The sequence below is a fragment of the Marinobacter zhejiangensis genome (assembly GCF_900114775.1).
GTDB lineage: Bacteria > Pseudomonadota > Gammaproteobacteria > Pseudomonadales > Oleiphilaceae > Marinobacter > Marinobacter zhejiangensis.
Genome location: NZ_FOUE01000001.1, coordinates 388351 through 407558, shown reverse-complemented (window position 1 = coordinate 407558; position 19208 = coordinate 388351). Strand labels below are relative to the sequence as shown.

Here is a 19208-nt window from a genome sequence, read left to right as displayed (position 1 = left end):
AAAGCGGAATGGAAACCATGTGGAGAAAAGCATTACTCGTGGGCCGCTGGCTGCTGCCTTACCTCAGGAACGCGGCCCCGGTCACCCTGGTACTGGGTGTGTTGGGACTGTTGGTAGCGACCTGGTGGCTGGGGCCGCGCTGGGAGATCAACCATGAATACCCGCTGGCGGCCTGGCAGATGCGGGCGCTGGTCAGTCTGGGGCTGGTCCTGCTACTGGTGTTAGTGTGGGGCACGGTGCTCGCCCGGCGCCTGGGCCGGGTCAACAAGGCCCAGGCCGAGGAGAAAATGGAACAGGAAGACCCGGTACTGGTGTACGAACGACGCCAGCAACGGTTGCTGGATCGCCAGCTCAAATCGCTGAAAGACAACCTGCCGGGCCGGCATGGCATTTACCGGCTGCCGTGGTACCTGGTGATGGGCCTGGAGGACGCGGGTAAGAGCAGCCTGATCCAGCGCTCGGGGCAGACCTACACCCTGAGCAACGTCACCCGTAACACCCGTAGCGAACGCAACCCGCTGGGCTTTGAGTGGTGGGTGGGTGACCAGGGTGTGTTGATCGACCCGGATGGCGAACTGCTGAGCCAAGGCAGTGGTGATGGCGCTGGCGGTGCGATGGAAGAGCGGCTCTGGCATCACTTTATCCAGTGGCTGGAGCAGAATCGCTCCCGTCGCCCGCTGAATGGCGTGGTCCTTGCCGTTGACCTGGCTCGTCTGAGTGTCAGCACCCCGGACCAACGCAAGGCCCAGGCGGTCTTGTTGCGGACCCGATTGCGGGAACTGATGGAGCGGCTGGGGGCCCGGTTGCCGGTGTACATCAGCTTCACCAAGATGGACCTGCTCCATGGCTTTTCTGCCTATTTTCGTGGCATCGGCAAGGACGAGCGCCAGCAGCCCTTCGGGTTTACCTTCCGGGTGGACAGCCGTGATCCGGACGAGTGGCTCAGTCAGTTTGACGAGCAGTACCGGGACATGGTGGAGCAGCTGAACGACCGTCTGCCGGACGTCCTGATGGCCATTCGTGACAGCGAGGAACGCAGCGCGGCCTACTCCTTCACCCGCCAGGTCGCGGGATTGCAGCCCGCGTTGGCCCAGTTCCTGACAGATGCCCTGTGCGCGGATGCGTTTTCCACCCCGGCCCTGGTGCGTGGCACGTTCTTTACCTCGGTGTATCAGGAAGGGGTGCCGGAAGACGCCTTTATCTCGGCAGCGGCGGCCAGCTACGGCCTGGCTGCCCCGATCCAGCCGGCCCAGCGCGGTGGCCAGTCCCAGAGCTACTTTACCGATGCACTGTTCCCGTCAGTCATCTATCCGGAAGCCGGGCTCGCTGGTGACAATCTGCGGGTGGTGCGCCAACGCCGGCGCCGGGTGGCCATGGCCGCCGTGGTTGCCCTGGCGGCAGGCCTCGGAATGACCGCCGGTTGGCAGCATTACTTCCTCAAAAACGCCGAAACCGCAGCCAAAGTGGAGCAGGATGTCCGCCAGTTCCTCGCAAACTGGCAACCGATAGGTTACGAGCCCGACACCACCGGTCGTAACCTGCTGGACCCGCTGGACCAGCTCCGGCAGGCCACCCTGGCGTTTGGTGATTACCGGGAGCAATGGCCGGTGGTGGCCGATATGGGGTTGTACCAGGGCCGCCGGGTTGGCCCGGCGGTGGAAGCCTCTTACCTGGATATGCTGGCGTACCAGTTCATGCCGGCGCTGATGCTTGGGGTCAGTGAAGAGATGAGCCGGGCCCCGGACAGCAGCAGCGAGCGCCTGCGTCATTTGCGGGTCTTGCGGATGCTCTACGATGGCAGTGGGCGACGTACCGACATTGTGGTGGGGTATATGGACGGTTTCTGGCAGCAGCGATTCCCTGGCCAGCGCAGTGTCCAGCAGCGACTTCGTCGTCACCTCGACTATGCCCTGCAGTATACCGACCTGGCGGCCATGGTTGCCGCCGGCGACCGGGCGGCGGACATGGCGCTGACGCCATTCCGCAGCAGCGTGCAATGGGCCCAGGATGAACTCGGCCGGGTGGCGACCTCCGACCGTGTCTACCAGACACTGGAACAGGATGCGCTGGAGCAGTTCCAGACCCCCATGAACCTGGGCCGGGAATCTGGTCCGGCGTTCAGCGCGGTGTTTGCGCGCTTGGACGAAGTGGGCCGGCCTCTGCCGGATGACATCGATGACGAGGTCGATCCGCTGCGTATTCCCGGCATGCTGACCCGCGATGGCCTGGAACGCTTCTTCCTGCGTGAGTCAGGGGCGGCCACGGAGCTGGCGCTGATCGATGCCTGGGTGCTGGGGCGCCGGGATAACATCGACTTCAGTACCGCCGACGAGGAACAGCTGCTGGCTGAACTTCAGGACCAATACGCTCGCCAATACGCCGACACCTGGCGTCTGGCCCTGAGCCGATTGGACATCTACCAGTTTGAGGACCTGAACCATGGGGTACGGATACTGGAAAGTCTGACCAGTGGTCACCAGCCTTTGCGACAGTTGTTGACCCAGGTTCGCCAGAACACCGTGCTGATGCCTGAGTCTGCGATGGGTGGGGAACTGAGGGATACCGTGCTGGCCCAATCCTCCCACTACCGCATGACCCAGGGCATCGAACGCCAGTTCACCGACCTCAATGAACTCCTGGACAAGGACGGCGACCAGCCCAGTGGCCTCGACCAGATCATGGAGGTACTCACCAGCCTGCACATCTACCTGCGGGGTATCCAGGAAGCGCCGGATCAGGGCAAGGCCGCCTTGGCCGCGGCCCGGGCCCGAATGGGACTGCAGGGCGCCGACCCCATCTTCACCCTGCAACGGCTGGCGGATAACCAGCCAGCCCCGCTGGACCGAATGCTGGAGAAGCTCGCGACGGAAAGCTGGCGGGTGGTGTTGAACCGGGCGGTCGCCCAGCTGGAGCGGCAGTGGTACCGGGATGTCTATCAGCCCTTCCAGCAGACCCTGGCACGCCACTATCCGTTCACCCCGGAAGCCGGCCGAGACGCGGCGTTACAGGACTTCGAGCGGTTCTTCGGGCCGGATGGTGTGCTCAACAGCTTCTACAATGACAACCTCAAGCTGTTTTTGGAAGACCACCCGGAACACGTGCTGATGTCGCGGCGAGCGTCTCTGGTCCGGCGGGATGTATTGGCAGCGCTGGAGCAGGCGGAGCAGATTCGTCAGGCGTTCTTCACTCGCAGCGGAACCCTGGATGTGGAGTTCGCCATGGAGCCGGTTAACCTGTCGTCCAACAAGCGCCGCAGTGTGGTCAACATTGATGGCCAGCTGGTGGAATTCAGCCACGGCCCCCGTCAGAGTATCCCGCTGGTGTGGCCGAACACCCTGCGTGACAGTGTGGAAAGTCGCATCACCCTGGTACCGACGGCGTTCAACCGCTCACCCCGCAGCCTGTCGACCACCGGACCCTGGGCCCTGTTCCGGCTACTGGATCGGGCCGACATTACCGGGGTTAGCGCAAGCGCTGTGGATGTGAAGTTCCAGCTGGATGACGGCGAGATGCGCTACCGGCTTCATGCCGCCAGCAATACCAACCCGTTCACACAGCAGCTGCTTGCAGGGTACCGGATACCCCGCAGTCTGTATTAAACTAGTGCGCACGTTTTATGCCCTGGCCAGGACGGTCGGGGCATTGCCGCTAACAAGGAGGTAATCCCATGGCCAGGAACATTGTCCTGCTGGGCGATATCGGTACCGACCACGAAGGTTTCCCGCCAACTCCGGTGATTGCCGGCAGTGCTACCGTGCTGCTGGATGGCAAGCCCATTGCCCGTCAGGGGGATCCGTTGGCGATCCACTCCAAACCCAAGCATCCACCGCACCCACGATTTGTGGCCGCAGGCAACCCCACCGTGTTGATTGAAGGCAAACCCGTTGCCCTGACTGGCGATGCCGTGACCTGTGGCGGCGTGCTGATCGGCAGCGGCAGCGGCGTCAGCAACTGACCTATGGCCGGGGACAGCATTCAATGTCCCCATCCTGAGAAACTCTTCAAGGACTGAAGACATGCTCCAGGCAACCGGACTGCAATTCACTGTGCGTGTCGGCGAACTTCCCGCTGACCTGTTCACCGTGGTCGGCTTTGAATTTACCGAAGCCCTGTCCCAGCTATTCCATGGCAAGTTGGAACTGGCCAGCTTTGACCCCGCCGTTGCGGTTAACGAGGTGTTGGAACAACCGGTCGAACTGGCCGTGTGGCAGGACGGCCAGTTGCTGCGCCGTTTCACCGGTGTGGTGTCCGAATTCGCCCGCGGCGACAGCGGCCACCGCCGTACCCGTTACGAGGTGGTGGTGGAACCCCCGCTGTGGCGGCTGGGGCTGATGCACAACAGCCGCATCTTCCAGACCCAGACCCCGGACCAGATCCTGAAAACCCTGCTGGAAGAGCGGGGTATCGCCGATACCGTCTTCGACCTCAAACGCACCCCCGCAGAACGGGAATACTGCGTCCAGCACCGGGAAAGCGACCTGGCGTTCCTCCAGCGCCTCGCCGCCGAGGAAGGCTGGCACTATAGATTTGATATCGAGTCCGATAACCAGCCACTGACGATTTCAGACCATCACGGCGACACCCTCACCCTGCCAGAGGTCACCTACAACGCCACCGCCGGCGGTAGCAGCCGGCAACCGGCGGTCTTTGCGTTCAACTACCGGGGACGGGTTCGCGCCGCCTCGGTGGCGATGAAGGACTACACCTTCCAGAACCCCGCCTACGCCCTGATGCACGAACGTGCTGCCACCAATCTGGATGGCCAGCGCGACGATTACCAACATTACGACTACCCGGGCCGCTTCAAGGCCGATGCCAGCGGCACCGCCTTCACCCAGGCCAAACTGGACGCCCTGCGTAACAACGCCAGCGTGGCCAGCGGCAAGAGCAACCGCCCCGACGTCGCTGCGGGCACCAAGCTGCCGCTGACCGGCCACAGCCAGGACAACCTCAACCGCGACTGGCTGATCACCGGGGTCGAGCATACCGGCCGCCAACCCCAGGCCCTGGAAGAAGAGGGCGGGAGCGAGCCCACCACCTACCACAACGAATTCAAGGCCATCCCGGCGGATCGCACCTGGCGGCCACAAGCCAGCCACCGACCGCTGATGGACGGCCCCCAGATCGCCATCGTCACCGGCCCGGCCGGGGAAGAAATCCACTGCGACGAACACGGCCGGGTGAAAGTGCGTTTCCCCTGGGACCGCTATTCAGGCAACGACGAACACTCAAGTGCCTGGCTCCGAGTCAGCCAGGGTTGGGCCGGTGGCCAGTACGGCTTTATGGCACTGCCACGGATCGGCCACGAAGTCATCGTCAGCTTCCTCGACGGTGACCCGGACCAACCCATCATCACCGGTCGCACCTACCACGCCACCAACACGCCGCCCTACGCACTGCCGGAACACAAAACCCGAACGGTGCTGAAAACCCAGACCCACAAGGGCGAGGGCAGCAACGAGCTGCGGTTTGAAGACGAAGCCAATCAGGAGCAAATCTACCTCCACGCCCAGAAAGACCTGGACCTGCTCACCGAAAACGACCGCACCGAAGTCATCAAACACGACAGCCACCTGACGGTGGAGAACGAACGGATCAGCCACATCAAAGCCAGTGACCACCTGACCATAGACGGCGAACGCCGCGAACAGGTCGGCCAGGATCACAGTTTCAACGTCACCGGCACTCTTCATCTAAAAGCCGGCACCGCCTGGCTCACCGACTCCGGCACCGAACTCCATATCAAGGTCGGCCAGAAAGCCGTCATCGAAGCCGGCGCCGAAATCACCCTCAAAGCCGGTGGCAGCTTCGTCAAAATCGACCCCAGCGGCGTCGCCCTCAGCGGCCCAGCGATCAAACTCAACGGCGGTGGTTCGCCGGGGAGTGGGTCGGGGCAGGGGGTACAGATGCCGGGAATGCCGGGGTTGGTGGATGTTAATGGCGGGGCGGTGGTGCCGGTGGCCTTGGCGAATATGCCAGTACGCCCGATTGGAAAACCGGATGAAACCATTGCACTGCTGGAGTTGGCTGCAGTAGAGGATTTGGCTTTAGTCGACAAGTGCATGGAGCAGCCCGATGGTAGCTGCCCTCTTGAAGATTGCCCGTGTAGGGGAACGGCCTAATGATCAGATTAGAAGGCTCTGAGCTACGAGCTGATGAAGGCATTGTGTTTGATCGAAAATTGCAATGGTTCGCCGTTCTCGAAGGCGCACATCCAAGTTATGACACTCGAGAGCTCATATACAGATACATCTCAGTGCCGGAATGGATACCTGTTTATCAAACTGCTGAGTATGCGGCTCTGACCAAAGTCAGCCCGATTTTGTTGAAGCTGGAAGAGCCTCAGGACTGGCACGTGAAGTGGGTGACCCTTTTTCCTGGTCTCTCTAGTTCATATCTGGCCACGAATCAGAGCATGGAATGCGTGGCGGAGCACCTCCAAACATTGAGCTCGGTTGGCGTCGAAAAGGGGGGAGAAGCCATTTTTCGGTTTCACGATTCCTGGATTATGAGTTCGCTATATTCTGCGTTGAGCGAATCCGACAGGGGTAAGCTCCATGGCCCAATCAATAAGTGGCTGTGGGTTCGGGGGAACCGCTTCGAGGAAAGTGAAAACAGGGGGTATAACCCAACGGAAGGGCTTTCGTTGGAACCCGGATGGCTGACCCTGGATCGGGAAAAACAGGACGCAATCTACGAAGGAATCGTCGCCAAGCGGACATGGAAGGAGAGTCAACAGTGACGGAATCATGCATTTCAGCCGGTTCACCATGTAAAGAACCCGATAAGCTCTATGTAGAAGTGGCAGGAGCTAACATTCATGAAGGCTATGGGCTGGTTCTGGAAAAGGACGGTGAGCTTGTTAGTCAGCTGACCATGGAGCAAAAGGAAAACCATCAGCTCTATCAGTGCGACTATGCTGTCAGCCCTGGGGATGGACTACGCCATACCTTGACACTGACCGTTGATCGCTTGCAGGGCGAGCCCCTACGCTTTCCCTTGCAGGATGCACCGCGTGCTACCCGACAATCGCCTCGCATTCAGCCCAACCTTCTGTTTCCTGTCTATCCACTTGCCCGTTTGCCCAGGGTGCAAACAGAACCCGGACATGCACTCTTGCGTCCCGGCTATTTGTATGTTTTTTGGAAGGGGGTTTTGTGGCGGGAACTCAAGACGGATGAAAATGGCAAGCTGCAGGATATCGACTTGGCTCATTGGCGTCACCTGGCCAGGGACAACGCCCATTCGGGCCTGAGCAGGCGCGAGGCAGCCGGGGTGGTGGTGGATACGCTTTGGGTGCCGGCGCGCTTTGAGGAAATTGCGGGCACAAAATGGACCATTGATGATGTCGAACTTGCTTGGTCAGAGCAACAGTGGAGTTGGGAATATATAGAGTCCCTCGAGTCCGGTAGGGACGTGATCAAACTACCGGATGAGTTCCGGGCTTTAACCGGAATTCCGGCTTATGGCAAGGATAGAGAGCTTGAGAATGAAGCACTTGAAAAACGCGGTGGTCGATGCGAAGACCTTTCCAGGCTAAAGAGCTATCGCTTTCCGGAGCGGTTTGGAGCTGATTCGCTGGGCAACAGCGATTGGATTCCAGCGGCTAAACTATCGCCATCACGTCAACGAAACCTGGCTCAGGAGTTCGATGCGTCCGATCCGTTCTTGGTGACACAAGCGCTGGATGGTAACGGTCTTCAGTCCGACGGTGACTGCATCCTGCACAGCTTGAAGACAGAGCTGGAACGCCTGGAAGGGCATGTGTGCAAAGCGAATGAAGTAGCGGATTTCGTGCAGGGTCTATTCACCTTGATCGACGATACCTTGGGTAAGGAGTGGACAGATCGCACCGGCGGGAGCAATCAGTCAAACATATTCTCGTCGGATAGGACGGATAATGCCGAGCAAGCCCGGCGGACGCTTTTGGATACCGTTTACAAACGTTTGCGGCCCGCGCCCGAAGACAGTGACCAGTTGGCCCCGATTCGGGAACGAGCTATTGCTGCTGTTCCCCTGCGTGATGACCTATATGAACTTGCCTGGCTGACCAATCAGTCCAGCATGCAGTTGCACCTTATGTCCGCGATCGTGGACTCGACTCAGGAACACCCACACTTCAAAAGTGCAATGCTACTGCATGCGTCACTGTTCGATAAGAAATCTTGGGAGCGTGGGCCGTTCGACGACTACTGCAGTGATGTGAATATGGAGTTGCTCGACCAAGCCCTTCGAAAGGGAGACCGGGAAGCCTGTCGCAGGGCGTACTATGAACTGCAGGAACGGAGAGTCCGGTTGTTACAATCAGGCGCCTTCTACTCCTTCAATGACCTGTTTTCACTTAACGACGTTGACTACCTGACGGCATTCGCGACGTTGAATCTCGTCATGACAAACCTGGATGCGTCGGCATTCACGTTCGACTCGCTTGCTGGAAAAGCCACCAGGGAATACGAGGCCTATAGAGATCAGATTGGAAGTAGGTTCATCACCGGGCTTGCCGAGAGCAAGGTCGGGCTCTGTAAGTATCTGAAGAATGATGATTGCCCAATCCCCTTGGACAGGGAGCTGACAGAGCCCCTTCCTGAGGTAGCCAATGATGGCTCCGGCAAGCTACGCCCTGCTCTTTTATATCATCTGTCCCATTCGTCGCTAGAAGCCTCGGAGATTCCTGAGGCCCTAAGGACACAGTACGAGGTGAGCAAGGAGGAAAAACAGTACATCGTCAGAAATATCGCGCGCCTGGGTGACTCCGAACTGATGCAGTGGACCCAGGCATCCTATACAACGCTTGGACAGTTGGTGGCTGACGTTATTAGCGAACTCTACGATACGTTTCAACGTGTCGTGCTTCAGTCGCTGACTTCCGGGGACTTGATGAAGTCTGCCCATCTACTGGAAATGCCTGCCAGCTTGATCAAAGTGGGTAACCCCTTCATGCACGACTTGGTATTCAGGCCCCGTGGTTTGGCTACAGCGATAGCAAGTTCAGACCTGGAAATACTAGGGATGCGGTTTGGTACCCAGAGTACAGGAATCGCCCGCTTTGCCGACGAAACCATTGATACGGCGTTACGGTCGACCGGTAGCGGAAGTGTCAGTCAGCTTTCTAGCATGCAAACGGACTTCAGCCTGATCCGGCGCTCCAATATGCGACTGGTGGCAAATGCTGCGCCTCTTTCTGGCCCCGTTCCAGAGATTCCGCCTGGGAAGTTCGAGGCGGAATTGTTCTTGGTGAAGTCGGGAAGTCCTGCTGCAAAACTGTCCCGCGGATTTAGAGCAAAGGCGTCAGGAGCCTTGATGCGCTATGCACCGCCAGGAATGTTGGCATTGTTTACTTGGAATACGGTGGGTGCAATTGAGGCCCTGAAAGATGCCGACAAAAATAACTTTGGGCAAGCAGTTAAGTCACTGACAAATCTCACATATGGTGTCAGCAATCTGATGTATTGGCTTGGCCATATTACCGAAGCCTATAATCTTCAGCAGAAAACGAAATTAGCTTGGCTTACCGATGTGATTCTGGACGTAGAAAAGATAGGTAACCCTGCGACCAAAAGCTTGGTGAGGGCTGTGCTCGCAGAACGGTGGATCTCCTTGGCGAAAATCGCAGGCCGGTTCGGTGCGCTTCTGGAAGTGGTGCTGGCCGTCTGGAACGGCATCGACCGGCTCAGGGCCAGCGATCATGATGCAGCGGCAGGGTACTTTGTGGCCGCGACCGGATTTCTAGTGTTCACGTTTTCCCAGGTGGTCACACCGTGGTTAGGCCTAGCTGCATCCATGGCACCGGTGGTGGCTTTCATTGCTGTACTCGTGGCTTTGGGTGGGCTGTTTTGGGCAGTATTTGCGACGGACGATGACCTTGAGACCTGGATCAAGAATGGTCCATTTGGTTCGCCGGAACCTGCGGCGGAATACCTGCACCTGCACGACAACCCAGGCGATGCGTTCCAGTTCCTGGTGGGTGCTCTGTTCCCGGTCAAGGGTTTGAACCGCGACCTGTCCCACTTTGAGGCGGCAGGTTTGCTTTCCGAGGAAGAAAAGGCCTGGATGAGCAGTAACAACCGGCAGGATGGTCATGTGCTGGCTGTGGACTCTGCCGCTTTCATCCTTATGGGAAACCCCCAAGAACAATTCAGGGCACATTTCTGGCACCATCCACACCGAACCCGCAACAGCAAAGCGAAAATAGATCCAGACTATGTCTATTACGATGCCAAGAATTTTTCCCTTCGTTTCCACTTTCCTAAGAGGCAGGCGGTCATGATGGGACGCAGATCCATTGGTTTCAGGAGCTACACAGGCTATGTCCAAATGGTGCTGAATAACGGTGGTCTTCTGCCCGTGACAGAATTAGATGAACCATTGAAAGAGAGGGCGCCGGAGCCAGAATTCCGGGGGAATGCGGTAAGGTGGTTGGAAATCTAAGGATAGGAAAATGACAAATTTATACAGTATCGACGCCTACCGCTCTAGCCATATACCCACCCTGCCGCCAGGGGGACACCCCAAGATGGACCGAGCCTTCCAGCGTTTGCCTTGGGGGCACTACCAGAGCCCGGTTGTACCTAACACCATGAAGGCCCAATTGGCTTATGCATGTTTGTTCAAGGAAGAGCAGGATGCCGAGGACGGCTTTCCGTGGGGAGAAGCCGTTTTCACTATCAGTCGGGGCTTCTTTATTCGGTTACAGAGCGCATTGTATATGCTGTACCTTATGGCTGCTCTAGGTCTTGCGATATCAGCTTTTGGAGTGTTGATTTTAGTTTTCGCGATACTATCTGATAACCCTTCCTTAAAGGATTTTATAAATCTAATTGACGCGTTGAAGTGGTTCTACGCTGTTCTCTTTGGTTGTTTCTTTGGTGGCAAGTATGGTCGCCTTTTCCTAGCCTCCCTCAATGAAAAACGCCTACGTTCCGACCCAACCGGCCTCTACCGTCGGGAAGGCCTGGTCCGAATCAAACTGAAACACGGCATGTTCGAAGCCCCATTCATTGAGTTCGATGCCTACCGCATACACACCCCATCTGGTCGTGGGGGGCGTTATTACAACCTATTGTTGCAGCACCGCTACAGCAACACCCAGTTGTGGATGAAGGGGCTGGTGACCGATGCCATGAATCCTAAGGATATCAATGCCTATTGGAGCATGATCCAACAGTACATGGATGTAAGCGGCCCTCTGCCGGACGTTCCCATTTTTGAACCTTTTCGACAGCGCGACCCGGTTACTGAGGCTGCGGATCGTGAAAGCGGTCGGGATCCGTTTTTCTGGCGCAACATGAGCAACGATCAATGGCGCGGCGAGTACGAAAGCGATTACCAGCAGCGGCTGCAGCATGCTGACTTCAACGAGCACAGCTACCATTCCTGTATCCTGGATGCCCACATTCAGGGTCGTGGTTTGCCGTTACCCGATGGGCCTCAAGGGGCCATGTTAGCGTGACTAAGTAGGCTTTCATGGTCATCCCTATCAATAATTCATTTACATTGGCTACCACCTCCGGCGGCTACTATGGCCCCACAGCCTATCGCCCGGACTCAATTCCAAGCCAGCAAGACCAACGCGGGGATGCCAACCGGTCAACACTTGGCCGGGCAGGCAGTATTCGATTGCCCTGGGGGAATGCCCAGGATGTGGTCCCGGCATCAATCCTGTCGAGGGTCCCCCCCAAGAGCTTGCGGCGCATTGAGAGAAATGGTGACCCTCTAGCGGGGGTCGGCTACCAGGGGCAATTGGATCATGAGTGTATTCGCCATGCTCGCATGGCGTTCCGTTTTAATGCTGTTAGTTTCATGGAGATTGCTGGAAAGGTGGGGTTTTGGCTGTTGTTACCATTTGTGATTCTAACTTACCTATTTGAGCTCACAATGGTCAGCAGTCAACAGTCTTGGCTAGAGATTTTTATAAGTTATTTTGACTTCGCGCTTCTCATTCTTGGAATACCCGTACTTTGTTGGTTTTTGGCAACCCTAACCTTCAGACTCTTCCCCAAGTGGCTCCTGAAAACCGGCAGGGGGCCTGAATGGGAGATCAATCGCCGCACCGGCCTGGTCACCGTCTGGACATACCCAAAAAAGGTTCCCTTTCGAAAACAAGGTAACCCCACCATCACGCAGGCGCCGTTTTACGAGTTTGATGCCTGGGTGAACGCCCGGGCAGATCGTCATGGGGTGTTGAATTCGCTGGTGATGTACCACCGTTACCAGAAACTGATGGTCCCCGTTGGCGACCTTCTGGGGAATCAGAGCCTGCCCCAGCCGTGCTATGCCCACTGGGACTTCCTACAGAACTACATGGACATCACCAAGCCCCTGCCAGACCTCCCCGTATTTGAGGAATACCGCCATCTGGATCCTCTGACCGCCGAGCACGATGGCAAGGTGGCGCGACCGGAACGCTACTGGCGAGACATGGACGACCAGACCTTCAAGGGCAAGGTTGAGGCAATGCGGCTGGCGGTGAACAGGATCGATACCGAAAGCCGTCCGAATCTGATGGCGGAGAAACTTCGGTACGCGGTGTGACTCTCGAAAGGGTACGCAGGATTAGCTCTTGCGTATGGAAACTAAGGGACAGGTCTGGTGTTTTAAGTTGGATGAGTGGCAAGGCGATTGGGATGGAAGTGAATAAAACCGATGTACTTTCCGACAGTGCTGGCGATATCAGGGAAAGAGTATACGGAAAAGATAAGGTGTTTGTGTCCGGCTTGGGAGTGATGTTTTTCGGAACGATGGTACTTATGTTCTTTTTCGTCACCGATAGTGGGTCCTATCTTTCTAGGTTGGCTTTTCTTTCTCCCATCGCGCTGGCTTTATTTGGGTGTTGGTTTCTGGTTTATAGAAACTCAAAAAATACGATTGAAATATCACGCGATTTTTTGCGAATTGATGACTGTGTTTTCCCGGAGATTCCATGGTCCGACATCATAGGGTTAAGGGTTACCGACACCTACAGTCCGCAGCTCGGGAGAATGATAAGTCTCGTTATATACTTGCGAAGCTGCGAAAAGTACGCTCTGAAGAATAAACGGTGGGGTATTTCCCGACGTAATTCGGATGGAGGTGTCGTTGCAACGAATCTTTATAGTTATGCGGCAGACCATGAGGAAATAGTTCGTGATCTGAATGAAGCCATTGAGCGTAGGAGGGCGGCGGTTTAGAGGGTTGTTTATTTTTAAGTTCATGGGTTGTAAGTATCAAATTATTTAGATTGTTATCCTTCATGGAATTGAAAGGAAAAGGACTCAAGGGAATGGAATCTCCTGAAAAACAAAAGCTCACCATCGCTGAATTGCCTTATCTCATTGAGGATTTTCAGCTCATTAAAAAACTGGAATCCCGCGAACAGCTCAGTAATTTTCTCTCGATGATTGGCATCGGCATTGCTGTGATCGGGGGCCTGATCCTGATCTTCGGACCGAACTCCGTCATGGTGAGCAGGAGCGGGCCGACATTCTTCGAAATGTTGCTTCTGGTCCCTGGGCCGATAATCTCCGTCGGTGTTCTTCTGTTGTTTATCAGTAGCCATGTGGCCCATCCGGTCTTGAGCGAAATAGAGGCGTTTATCACCCAAAACTTTGAGCTGATTGATAACGATGGCTTGCCGTCCAACCAGGGCATTATTCGAGGCAAAATCGAGCCTGAGGGGCATCTGAGGCTTGTATTTGTGCCCGCGTCAGAGCTTACAGGGTAACAACCGAAGCAAAGCCCATAGCACCCTAGACGGAGCTAAACGGGATTCAATAGGAAGTCAGGAATAGCAGGACGCAGGAAATGGAAACGGCGAAGGAATTGCCTACGAAAGAAATAGCCACCCCGGGGATGCTTAAGCAAGCCATAAAAAAAGCTGACCGGAGAACGCTGCTGACAACCTGGCCGGAACAGCCGTTCTATGGCCTTTTCGTCAAGGATGAGCAGGGTGTTGAAAAAGCGGTACTGGCGACGCTGGAAACGGCGATCGTGATGCCTATTGTCCGCAATGAGAGCGACGCTATGGAGCTGCTCTCACAGGTGAGCAGTGAAGCTGCGTCTTCAGCTCCATACGTGCGGCAGGCTCCTTTGCGGCAACTGGCCAGGGTTGCTGCCACCAACCAATGCATGATGGCCTGGTGGGAGGAGCCGGTCATATTTGAAGCTTCAACCCTGCACTTGCTGGGGTTTAACTCGCTGGCGCGGGGAGCCGATGGTAAAGACTACCTGTACCAGGTTGAACGGTATTCGCTGGAGGGGGCTGTTCCGGAAGGTGCCTCTGAGTGTGCTCTGCAGTACTGGGTGGTGACGCCCGAGGTGAGCGTCGGCGGGTCAGACCAAAGGCAGTCGCGCTTTGTGTATGACGACCGTTTTGACTGGCAAGCCAACCCCTGGCTGCCAGAGTTGCCGGAAGCGGCGGTTCCCCGATCTTCGTTGACGGAAAATGAAAGGGAAGTATATGACCGGTGGAGCCAGCCCCTGCTAGAGCCAGCACCCCTTCAATCGTCGCCGGAGACCAGCGCGGCACTGGGTGAAGGCACACCCTCACGCCCGATTTTACCGGAGGACTACCTGGCAGGCTTCCGGCACATTGCGGTGCTGGTTGAACAGGTTTTCTTTCCTGACCCGAACGCCCTGAAGCTTGAGGTTCGGGCCAAAACTGTCGAGCCGGACCCTGCCGAAGACCCGGATGATGAGAGGGAGTCGGTGGACTACCTGGAATACCGGATCCTCTTGACTGAAGGCGGGACATCGATCCGGCTTTATTCAGAGAGCCTGAGCTTGAAGGCGTTGGATCAGATGGCATACCACCTGCCCCGTAGTGCGGGAATTCACCCTCTTTCAGCGGATCTTCGAGCATTGTTGATTCGTTATGTCAGCTGGGACATCTTTCAGGCCAGTCGCCGTGTGGAAGAGTCGGTCTACCTGATTCAATCCCGGTTAAGAAACCTGTTTTCGACATTGCCGGATAATGCAGAGGAGCTTTTCTTCTGCAATCCGGAAGACGCCCGCTTTCCGTTTCTCGCCAGCTTCCGTTGTGGGGATCTGGACGTGCCTGTCATGGTGTTGGGGATGCAGGGTGATAACTATGTGTGCAATCCGCTGAAGGACCTGGAAGTGCCAGAAGCCCAGGTTCCAGCGCTCATGCCAGAGCGTTCCGATCTGGTGGCCGGAGGCTGCATGAATCTCTGGGACTTGTCAGGCTCACTTCTGATTCCAGGGGCGCTCGTCGAGTTTCCTGAGGTGTTATACAAGGGCGGACGTGTATCGCCGCTCAAACTCATCAGTAAAGCCCGCACCGCGTTTAGCCTGCTGGGGCAGATTTCACAGAAGGAGGATGCCCCAAAGCCCAAGGAGGAGCCGAGTTTTGCGAAGTTGTTTGCAGGGATCGTGGTGGGCACGGTTGTGTTGGCAATGGCAGCGATGCTGCTAAGTACCTGATTTGACAGCATGCCAAGGTGAGCGGCCATAATGGCCGTTCACCGGCTTGATAGAGCCTTGGCTCTATAGCGTCAGGGTTTTCTGCTCCCGGAAGAGGCGATGATCTCGTCGCTCGACTAACCAGCTCACCGCTTGGGCGACAAGCCAGGCGGCAAATAGGTAGACCTGGAGAAGCAGAAAAAGCCCGAACACACCCGAAGCCAGATAGAAGGCAAGGAGGGGAATGTTGACGAAGGCAAACAGCACCACCAGTGAGCCGTCCCGGGCTTTTTTCTGAACATAATCCACCAGGCCCAGAATCCGCCATTCGGGAATGTGGCTTAGATCATCAGGCGCAATTTCGGAAACGCTCCGGGCACTGGCTTCCAGGTGCCAGCCCGAGTCCAGCGGTTCCTTCAGCACCAGCGATGTAAGGCCCTCCTGTTCATGAAGCTCAAGTATTAGCGGCGTACTTTGGCTGGTGTTCAAATGGGTAATCGTGCGCTGGCCGATGTCCAGAGCGTAGAAGTGGTGACCGGCGCCCGATGACAGGGTAATGGCTGTCAGCGCCAGCCAAAGTACACCCCAGACAGCCATGACCAGTTCCAGATTGTTTTCACCCCAAGGGGTCCAGGTGAACGGCAGGATAGCGCCGTAGCAGACGGCGGCTATCACCGGAAACCAAATCACCAGAGTGGTGGTGCCGGCGCTGTTGCTGCCTACCAGAATGACCTGGTCATTAGAACCCGGGTTGCCCGGCACTCGTTTCAGTTTGTAGAGCTCTTTGGTTGAACCCTGCGTTGCTTGAGCTGCCGTGGCGGTCATGGGCTATAGATTCCTTTCCAAAGGTATAAAAACAATGTCCTGGTGCTCGTCGGAGCTGAGCACCTGTACGCCAGGGAGTTGCCCGTCAGGTGCTGGGTCAGACAGGGCAATGGCGTGTGGCCCATCACTGGATTCCAGGACATGGACCATAAACATCGGAGGGCCGGGGGGGCTGATGGTGCTCCAGGAGCGAGGTTGTGCGTCGATAGCCCGGATCAACCCCTGAGCGAAGGCTGGAACAGCGTCTGGCTCGTTCAGTTTTTCCAGTAACGCGCCCGTGCCGGCCAGTGAGCCTCGTTGGAGCAAGAGTTCGCCATTGCGTCGGAGGCCAACGACGCCGTCTGGCCAAGGTAGTTGTTTCCATTCCTCCAGTGTTTCTCGTGTTTCTGCCGTCAGCTCAGGAGCGGTATGCCAGAACGATCGCAACTCGTCAGCCTCCATTTCTGATAGCATCGCAACCGCTCGTTGATATGGCCCAACCAGGTCACCCGAATGCCATATATCCCTATAGATCTCGCGTTGGTAAGCGTAGGGGTTGGTTGGCGGTTTATCCGAAACATAGGTCGCAATGATTTGACCTGTTCCCCAGTTACCATCGACATAGGGCCAGGATGTGACCATCCGAATGGTGATGAAACCCCGTGCTGAGAGGGCGGGAGTGCTGCAGCGAACGAGGAATCGTGGTATCGGCGTTTGCCGCGAGGGAATTGGGGGCTCACATCGTTCGCTTTTAAACCCCACCTGGTCATAAGGCGTTGGGTCACTTTTGTTGGGCAGGTACCAGCTCAGGGACTCGGGCGTTTCGCTGTGGCGCAGCTGCAGGTCCTCTGCAAGCATTTCCCACGATGTGTCTGCGGTGGCAAACCCAGGAAGCAGGAGGCACAGGAGCAGGAGGCAACGTGTGATGTGGACATGAGTCACGGGATCAACTCCTTGCGGCTTGCATCGTGCGCCGGGCTGTTGCCCCGAACCCGCCTCGCCGGGTGTTGCCAGTGAATGTCTGGCCCGACCCGGAGGCGAGTTGGGTACGGGCCAGGGTTACCGGTGTGTTGAGGCTGCGCGGCCCCAGGTACTGGCCGCCTGGCGTGACATAGTGCCAGAGGAAAACGGAGTGCCCGTAGTAGGGGCGGTCGCTGTTCTCTTGCAATGTGTTTTCTGAGACGCCGTATACGGGTTGTAGCTGGTCATCATCAAGTGATGAGGGAGCGGGCGTTTCACCGGAATAGGTGTCACTGACGACGGACTGATCCACCAGGAATGAAGAAAACTCGGGGCGATAATGGCCATCACCCGTAGCCTCGCAACCGATGACCGATTGCTGGCTGCACCAGCCATTCTCGCAGGCCTGATCGTTGATGACGTGGGCGAAATCGGCTTCGCACTGGTCTCGCGATTCGTACTTCGGAGCGAGCGCCGGGTGTCGTGCCTGGGCTTCAGCACTGAGGGAATCGCAATACCCGGGCGTCGCCGTTAATGCGCTCTCGCAGGCGCGGGCGTCACGAAAAATGCGAACATCGGTGTGCAGCGGGTCAAGGCCCAATACAACAAACGGCGTTGCCCCCATAAGCACAAGAGTGGCCTTCTGGGAGCGTTTTTGGCGATGGGTTCTGCTTTTTAGGGCAGTGCTTAACCCTTCCTGGGCTGTCATGGAGTATCCTTCTCCTGATTGCACTTCGGGCGAAAATCTATAGCAACGAGTCAGGCAGGTCAAACGGCCGGGACCAGTTAACAGTTACGAAGTTCTCAGTTTTGATACACTCGCGCCCGTATTGCTACACGGACGAGTGATTAGTCGGGAGAAGGATGCTCCATGCAACGTCTACAGGTTCAGCCGCGCCCTGATTGGTGTTCCCAGGCAGAGGCTTTTGGATTTCGTTTTCATACCCTGAATGGCGAGCCCTACTGGGATGAATCTGCCTGCTATCAGTTCACGCTTCGTGAGATTGAAGAGGATATTGGAGCGCCGACCGAGCTTCTGCATGCCATGTGTCTGGAGTTGGTTGGCGAAGTGGTGACCAGCGAACGCCTGATGACGCGGTTAGCCATTCCCCAAAAAGCGTGGGACCTGATTGCCGAAAGCTGGAAGTTCTCTGAACCGTCCCTCTATGGCCGTATGGACTTTTCCTACGATGGACAAGGGCCCGCCAAGTTCTACGAATACAATGCTGACACCCCCACCTCGTTGTATGAAACCGGTTTTTTCCAGTGGCTGTGGTTGGAGCAGCAAATTGAACGGGGGCAATTGCCTTCGGGGGCAGACCAATTCAACCGTCTGCAGGAGGCCTTGGTTGAACGTCTTGGCACTATAGGACGGGCAGGTCAGGCCCTCCACTTGGCGTGCTGCCGGGATCACCCGGAAGATCTCGGAACCATTGAGTACTTGGCAGACTGCGCCAAGCAGGCGGGGCTGGCACCCGTTTCCATGTATATGGATGACATTGGCCTGGCTCCGACGGGATGCTTTACGGATCTTCGGGAACGGTCAATCGATCAGCTGTTCAAATTGTACCCATGGGAATGGATGTGGCAGGAAGACTTCTCTGACCACATCACCAAAAGTGCGGTCCAGTACATCGAACCTCCATGGAAGCTGATTCTTTCCAATAAAGGGATTCTGCCCCTGTTGTGGGAACGTTATCCCGATCACCCTAATCTGTTGCCGGCCTGGTTTGCGGACGATGCTGGCCTTGCGGAAAGGCCAGCACGCTGGGTGCGCAAGCCCTTCTTCTCCCGTGAAGGCGCGAATGTTTCAGTGGAAACCGCCGCTGGTGTCGAGATGACTGTCGAGGGCCCTTATGGCGACGGCGCGACCATCATACAGGGCTGGTATCCGCCACCGAGGTTCCAAGGGCACTATTGTCTGATCGGTAGTTGGGTGGTCGGTAACGAAGCGGCCGGAATGGGGATCCGTGAAGACAACACCGTCATCACCCGTGACACCTCTCGCTTTTTGCCGCACGTTATTGTGGATTGAGAGGTAAAGCCCG

At 56.8% G+C, this 19208-nt stretch carries 14 protein-coding genes; 11 read left to right on the top strand and 3 right to left on the bottom strand.

Annotated elements, in window-relative coordinates; all coding sequences use genetic code 11:
• Positions 1–8 precede the first annotated feature (8 nt).
• The 10 genes from tssM to BMZ67_RS01745 all read left to right on the top strand — a co-directional run bounded on the left by tssM (position 9) and on the right by BMZ67_RS01745 (position 15417).
• Positions 9–3599 carry a type VI secretion system membrane subunit TssM gene (tssM, locus tag BMZ67_RS01790; RefSeq protein ID WP_092020202.1) on the top strand — a complete coding sequence of 1197 codons (3591 nt, stop codon included), beginning with the start codon at positions 9–11 and terminating at the stop codon, positions 3597–3599.
• Between the two features lie 68 nt (positions 3600–3667).
• Positions 3668–3955, top strand: a complete 288-nt coding sequence (locus tag BMZ67_RS01785; protein WP_092020201.1) for a type VI secretion system PAAR protein — start codon at positions 3668–3670, stop codon at positions 3953–3955.
• 61 nt (positions 3956–4016) lie between these two features.
• Positions 4017–6122 carry a type VI secretion system Vgr family protein gene (locus tag BMZ67_RS01780; protein ID WP_092020200.1) on the top strand — a complete coding sequence of 702 codons (2106 nt, stop codon included), beginning with the start codon at positions 4017–4019 and terminating at the stop codon, positions 6120–6122.
• Positions 6122–6742 carry a DUF4123 domain-containing protein gene (locus tag BMZ67_RS01775; RefSeq protein WP_092020199.1) on the top strand — a complete coding sequence of 207 codons (621 nt, stop codon included), beginning with the start codon at positions 6122–6124 and terminating at the stop codon, positions 6740–6742. Before BMZ67_RS01780 ends, BMZ67_RS01775 begins: the two co-directional genes overlap by 1 nt.
• A complete protein-coding gene (locus tag BMZ67_RS01770; RefSeq protein ID WP_092020198.1) occupies positions 6739–10428 on the top strand; it encodes a hypothetical protein in 3690 nt (1229 codons plus the stop codon). Before BMZ67_RS01775 ends, BMZ67_RS01770 begins: the two co-directional genes overlap by 4 nt.
• A gap of 10 nt (positions 10429–10438) precedes the next feature.
• A complete protein-coding gene (locus BMZ67_RS01765; protein ID WP_092020197.1) occupies positions 10439–11449 on the top strand; it encodes a hypothetical protein in 1011 nt (336 codons plus the stop codon).
• A gap of 14 nt (positions 11450–11463) precedes the next feature.
• Positions 11464–12531 carry a hypothetical protein gene (locus BMZ67_RS01760; RefSeq protein ID WP_092020196.1) on the top strand — a complete coding sequence of 356 codons (1068 nt, stop codon included), beginning with the start codon at positions 11464–11466 and terminating at the stop codon, positions 12529–12531.
• Positions 12532–12623: 92 nt separating this feature from the next.
• Complete coding sequence (locus BMZ67_RS01755; protein WP_139214315.1) at positions 12624–13166, top strand: hypothetical protein; 543 nt, start codon at positions 12624–12626, stop codon at positions 13164–13166.
• 62 nt (positions 13167–13228) lie between these two features.
• Positions 13229–13699: a hypothetical protein gene (locus tag BMZ67_RS01750; protein WP_175481811.1), complete on the top strand. Its 471-nt coding sequence runs from the start codon at positions 13229–13231 to the stop codon at positions 13697–13699.
• Positions 13700–13779: 80 nt separating this feature from the next.
• Positions 13780–15417 carry a hypothetical protein gene (locus BMZ67_RS01745; RefSeq protein WP_139214314.1) on the top strand — a complete coding sequence of 546 codons (1638 nt, stop codon included), beginning with the start codon at positions 13780–13782 and terminating at the stop codon, positions 15415–15417.
• A gap of 63 nt (positions 15418–15480) precedes the next feature.
• On the opposite strand, the gene BMZ67_RS01740 is transcribed toward BMZ67_RS01745, so the two are convergent.
• The 3 genes from BMZ67_RS01740 to BMZ67_RS01730 all read right to left on the bottom strand — a co-directional run bounded on the left by BMZ67_RS01740 (position 15481) and on the right by BMZ67_RS01730 (position 17869).
• Positions 15481–16221: a hypothetical protein gene (locus tag BMZ67_RS01740; RefSeq protein ID WP_092020192.1), complete on the bottom strand. Its 741-nt coding sequence runs from the start codon at positions 16219–16221 to the stop codon at positions 15481–15483.
• A gap of 3 nt (positions 16222–16224) precedes the next feature.
• Positions 16225–16674 (bottom strand): hypothetical protein, encoded by a 450-nt coding sequence (locus BMZ67_RS18450; RefSeq protein ID WP_139214313.1) that lies wholly within the window; start codon positions 16672–16674, stop codon positions 16225–16227.
• 472 nt (positions 16675–17146) lie between these two features.
• Entirely contained in the window at positions 17147–17869 is a 723-nt protein-coding gene (locus BMZ67_RS01730; RefSeq protein ID WP_092020190.1) for a DUF1190 domain-containing protein, read from the bottom strand.
• Positions 17870–18031: 162 nt separating this feature from the next.
• Between BMZ67_RS01730 and BMZ67_RS01725 the strand changes: the two genes are divergently transcribed.
• Positions 18032–19195 carry a glutathionylspermidine synthase family protein gene (locus BMZ67_RS01725; RefSeq protein WP_092020189.1) on the top strand — a complete coding sequence of 388 codons (1164 nt, stop codon included), beginning with the start codon at positions 18032–18034 and terminating at the stop codon, positions 19193–19195.
• Positions 19196–19208 lie beyond the last annotated feature (13 nt).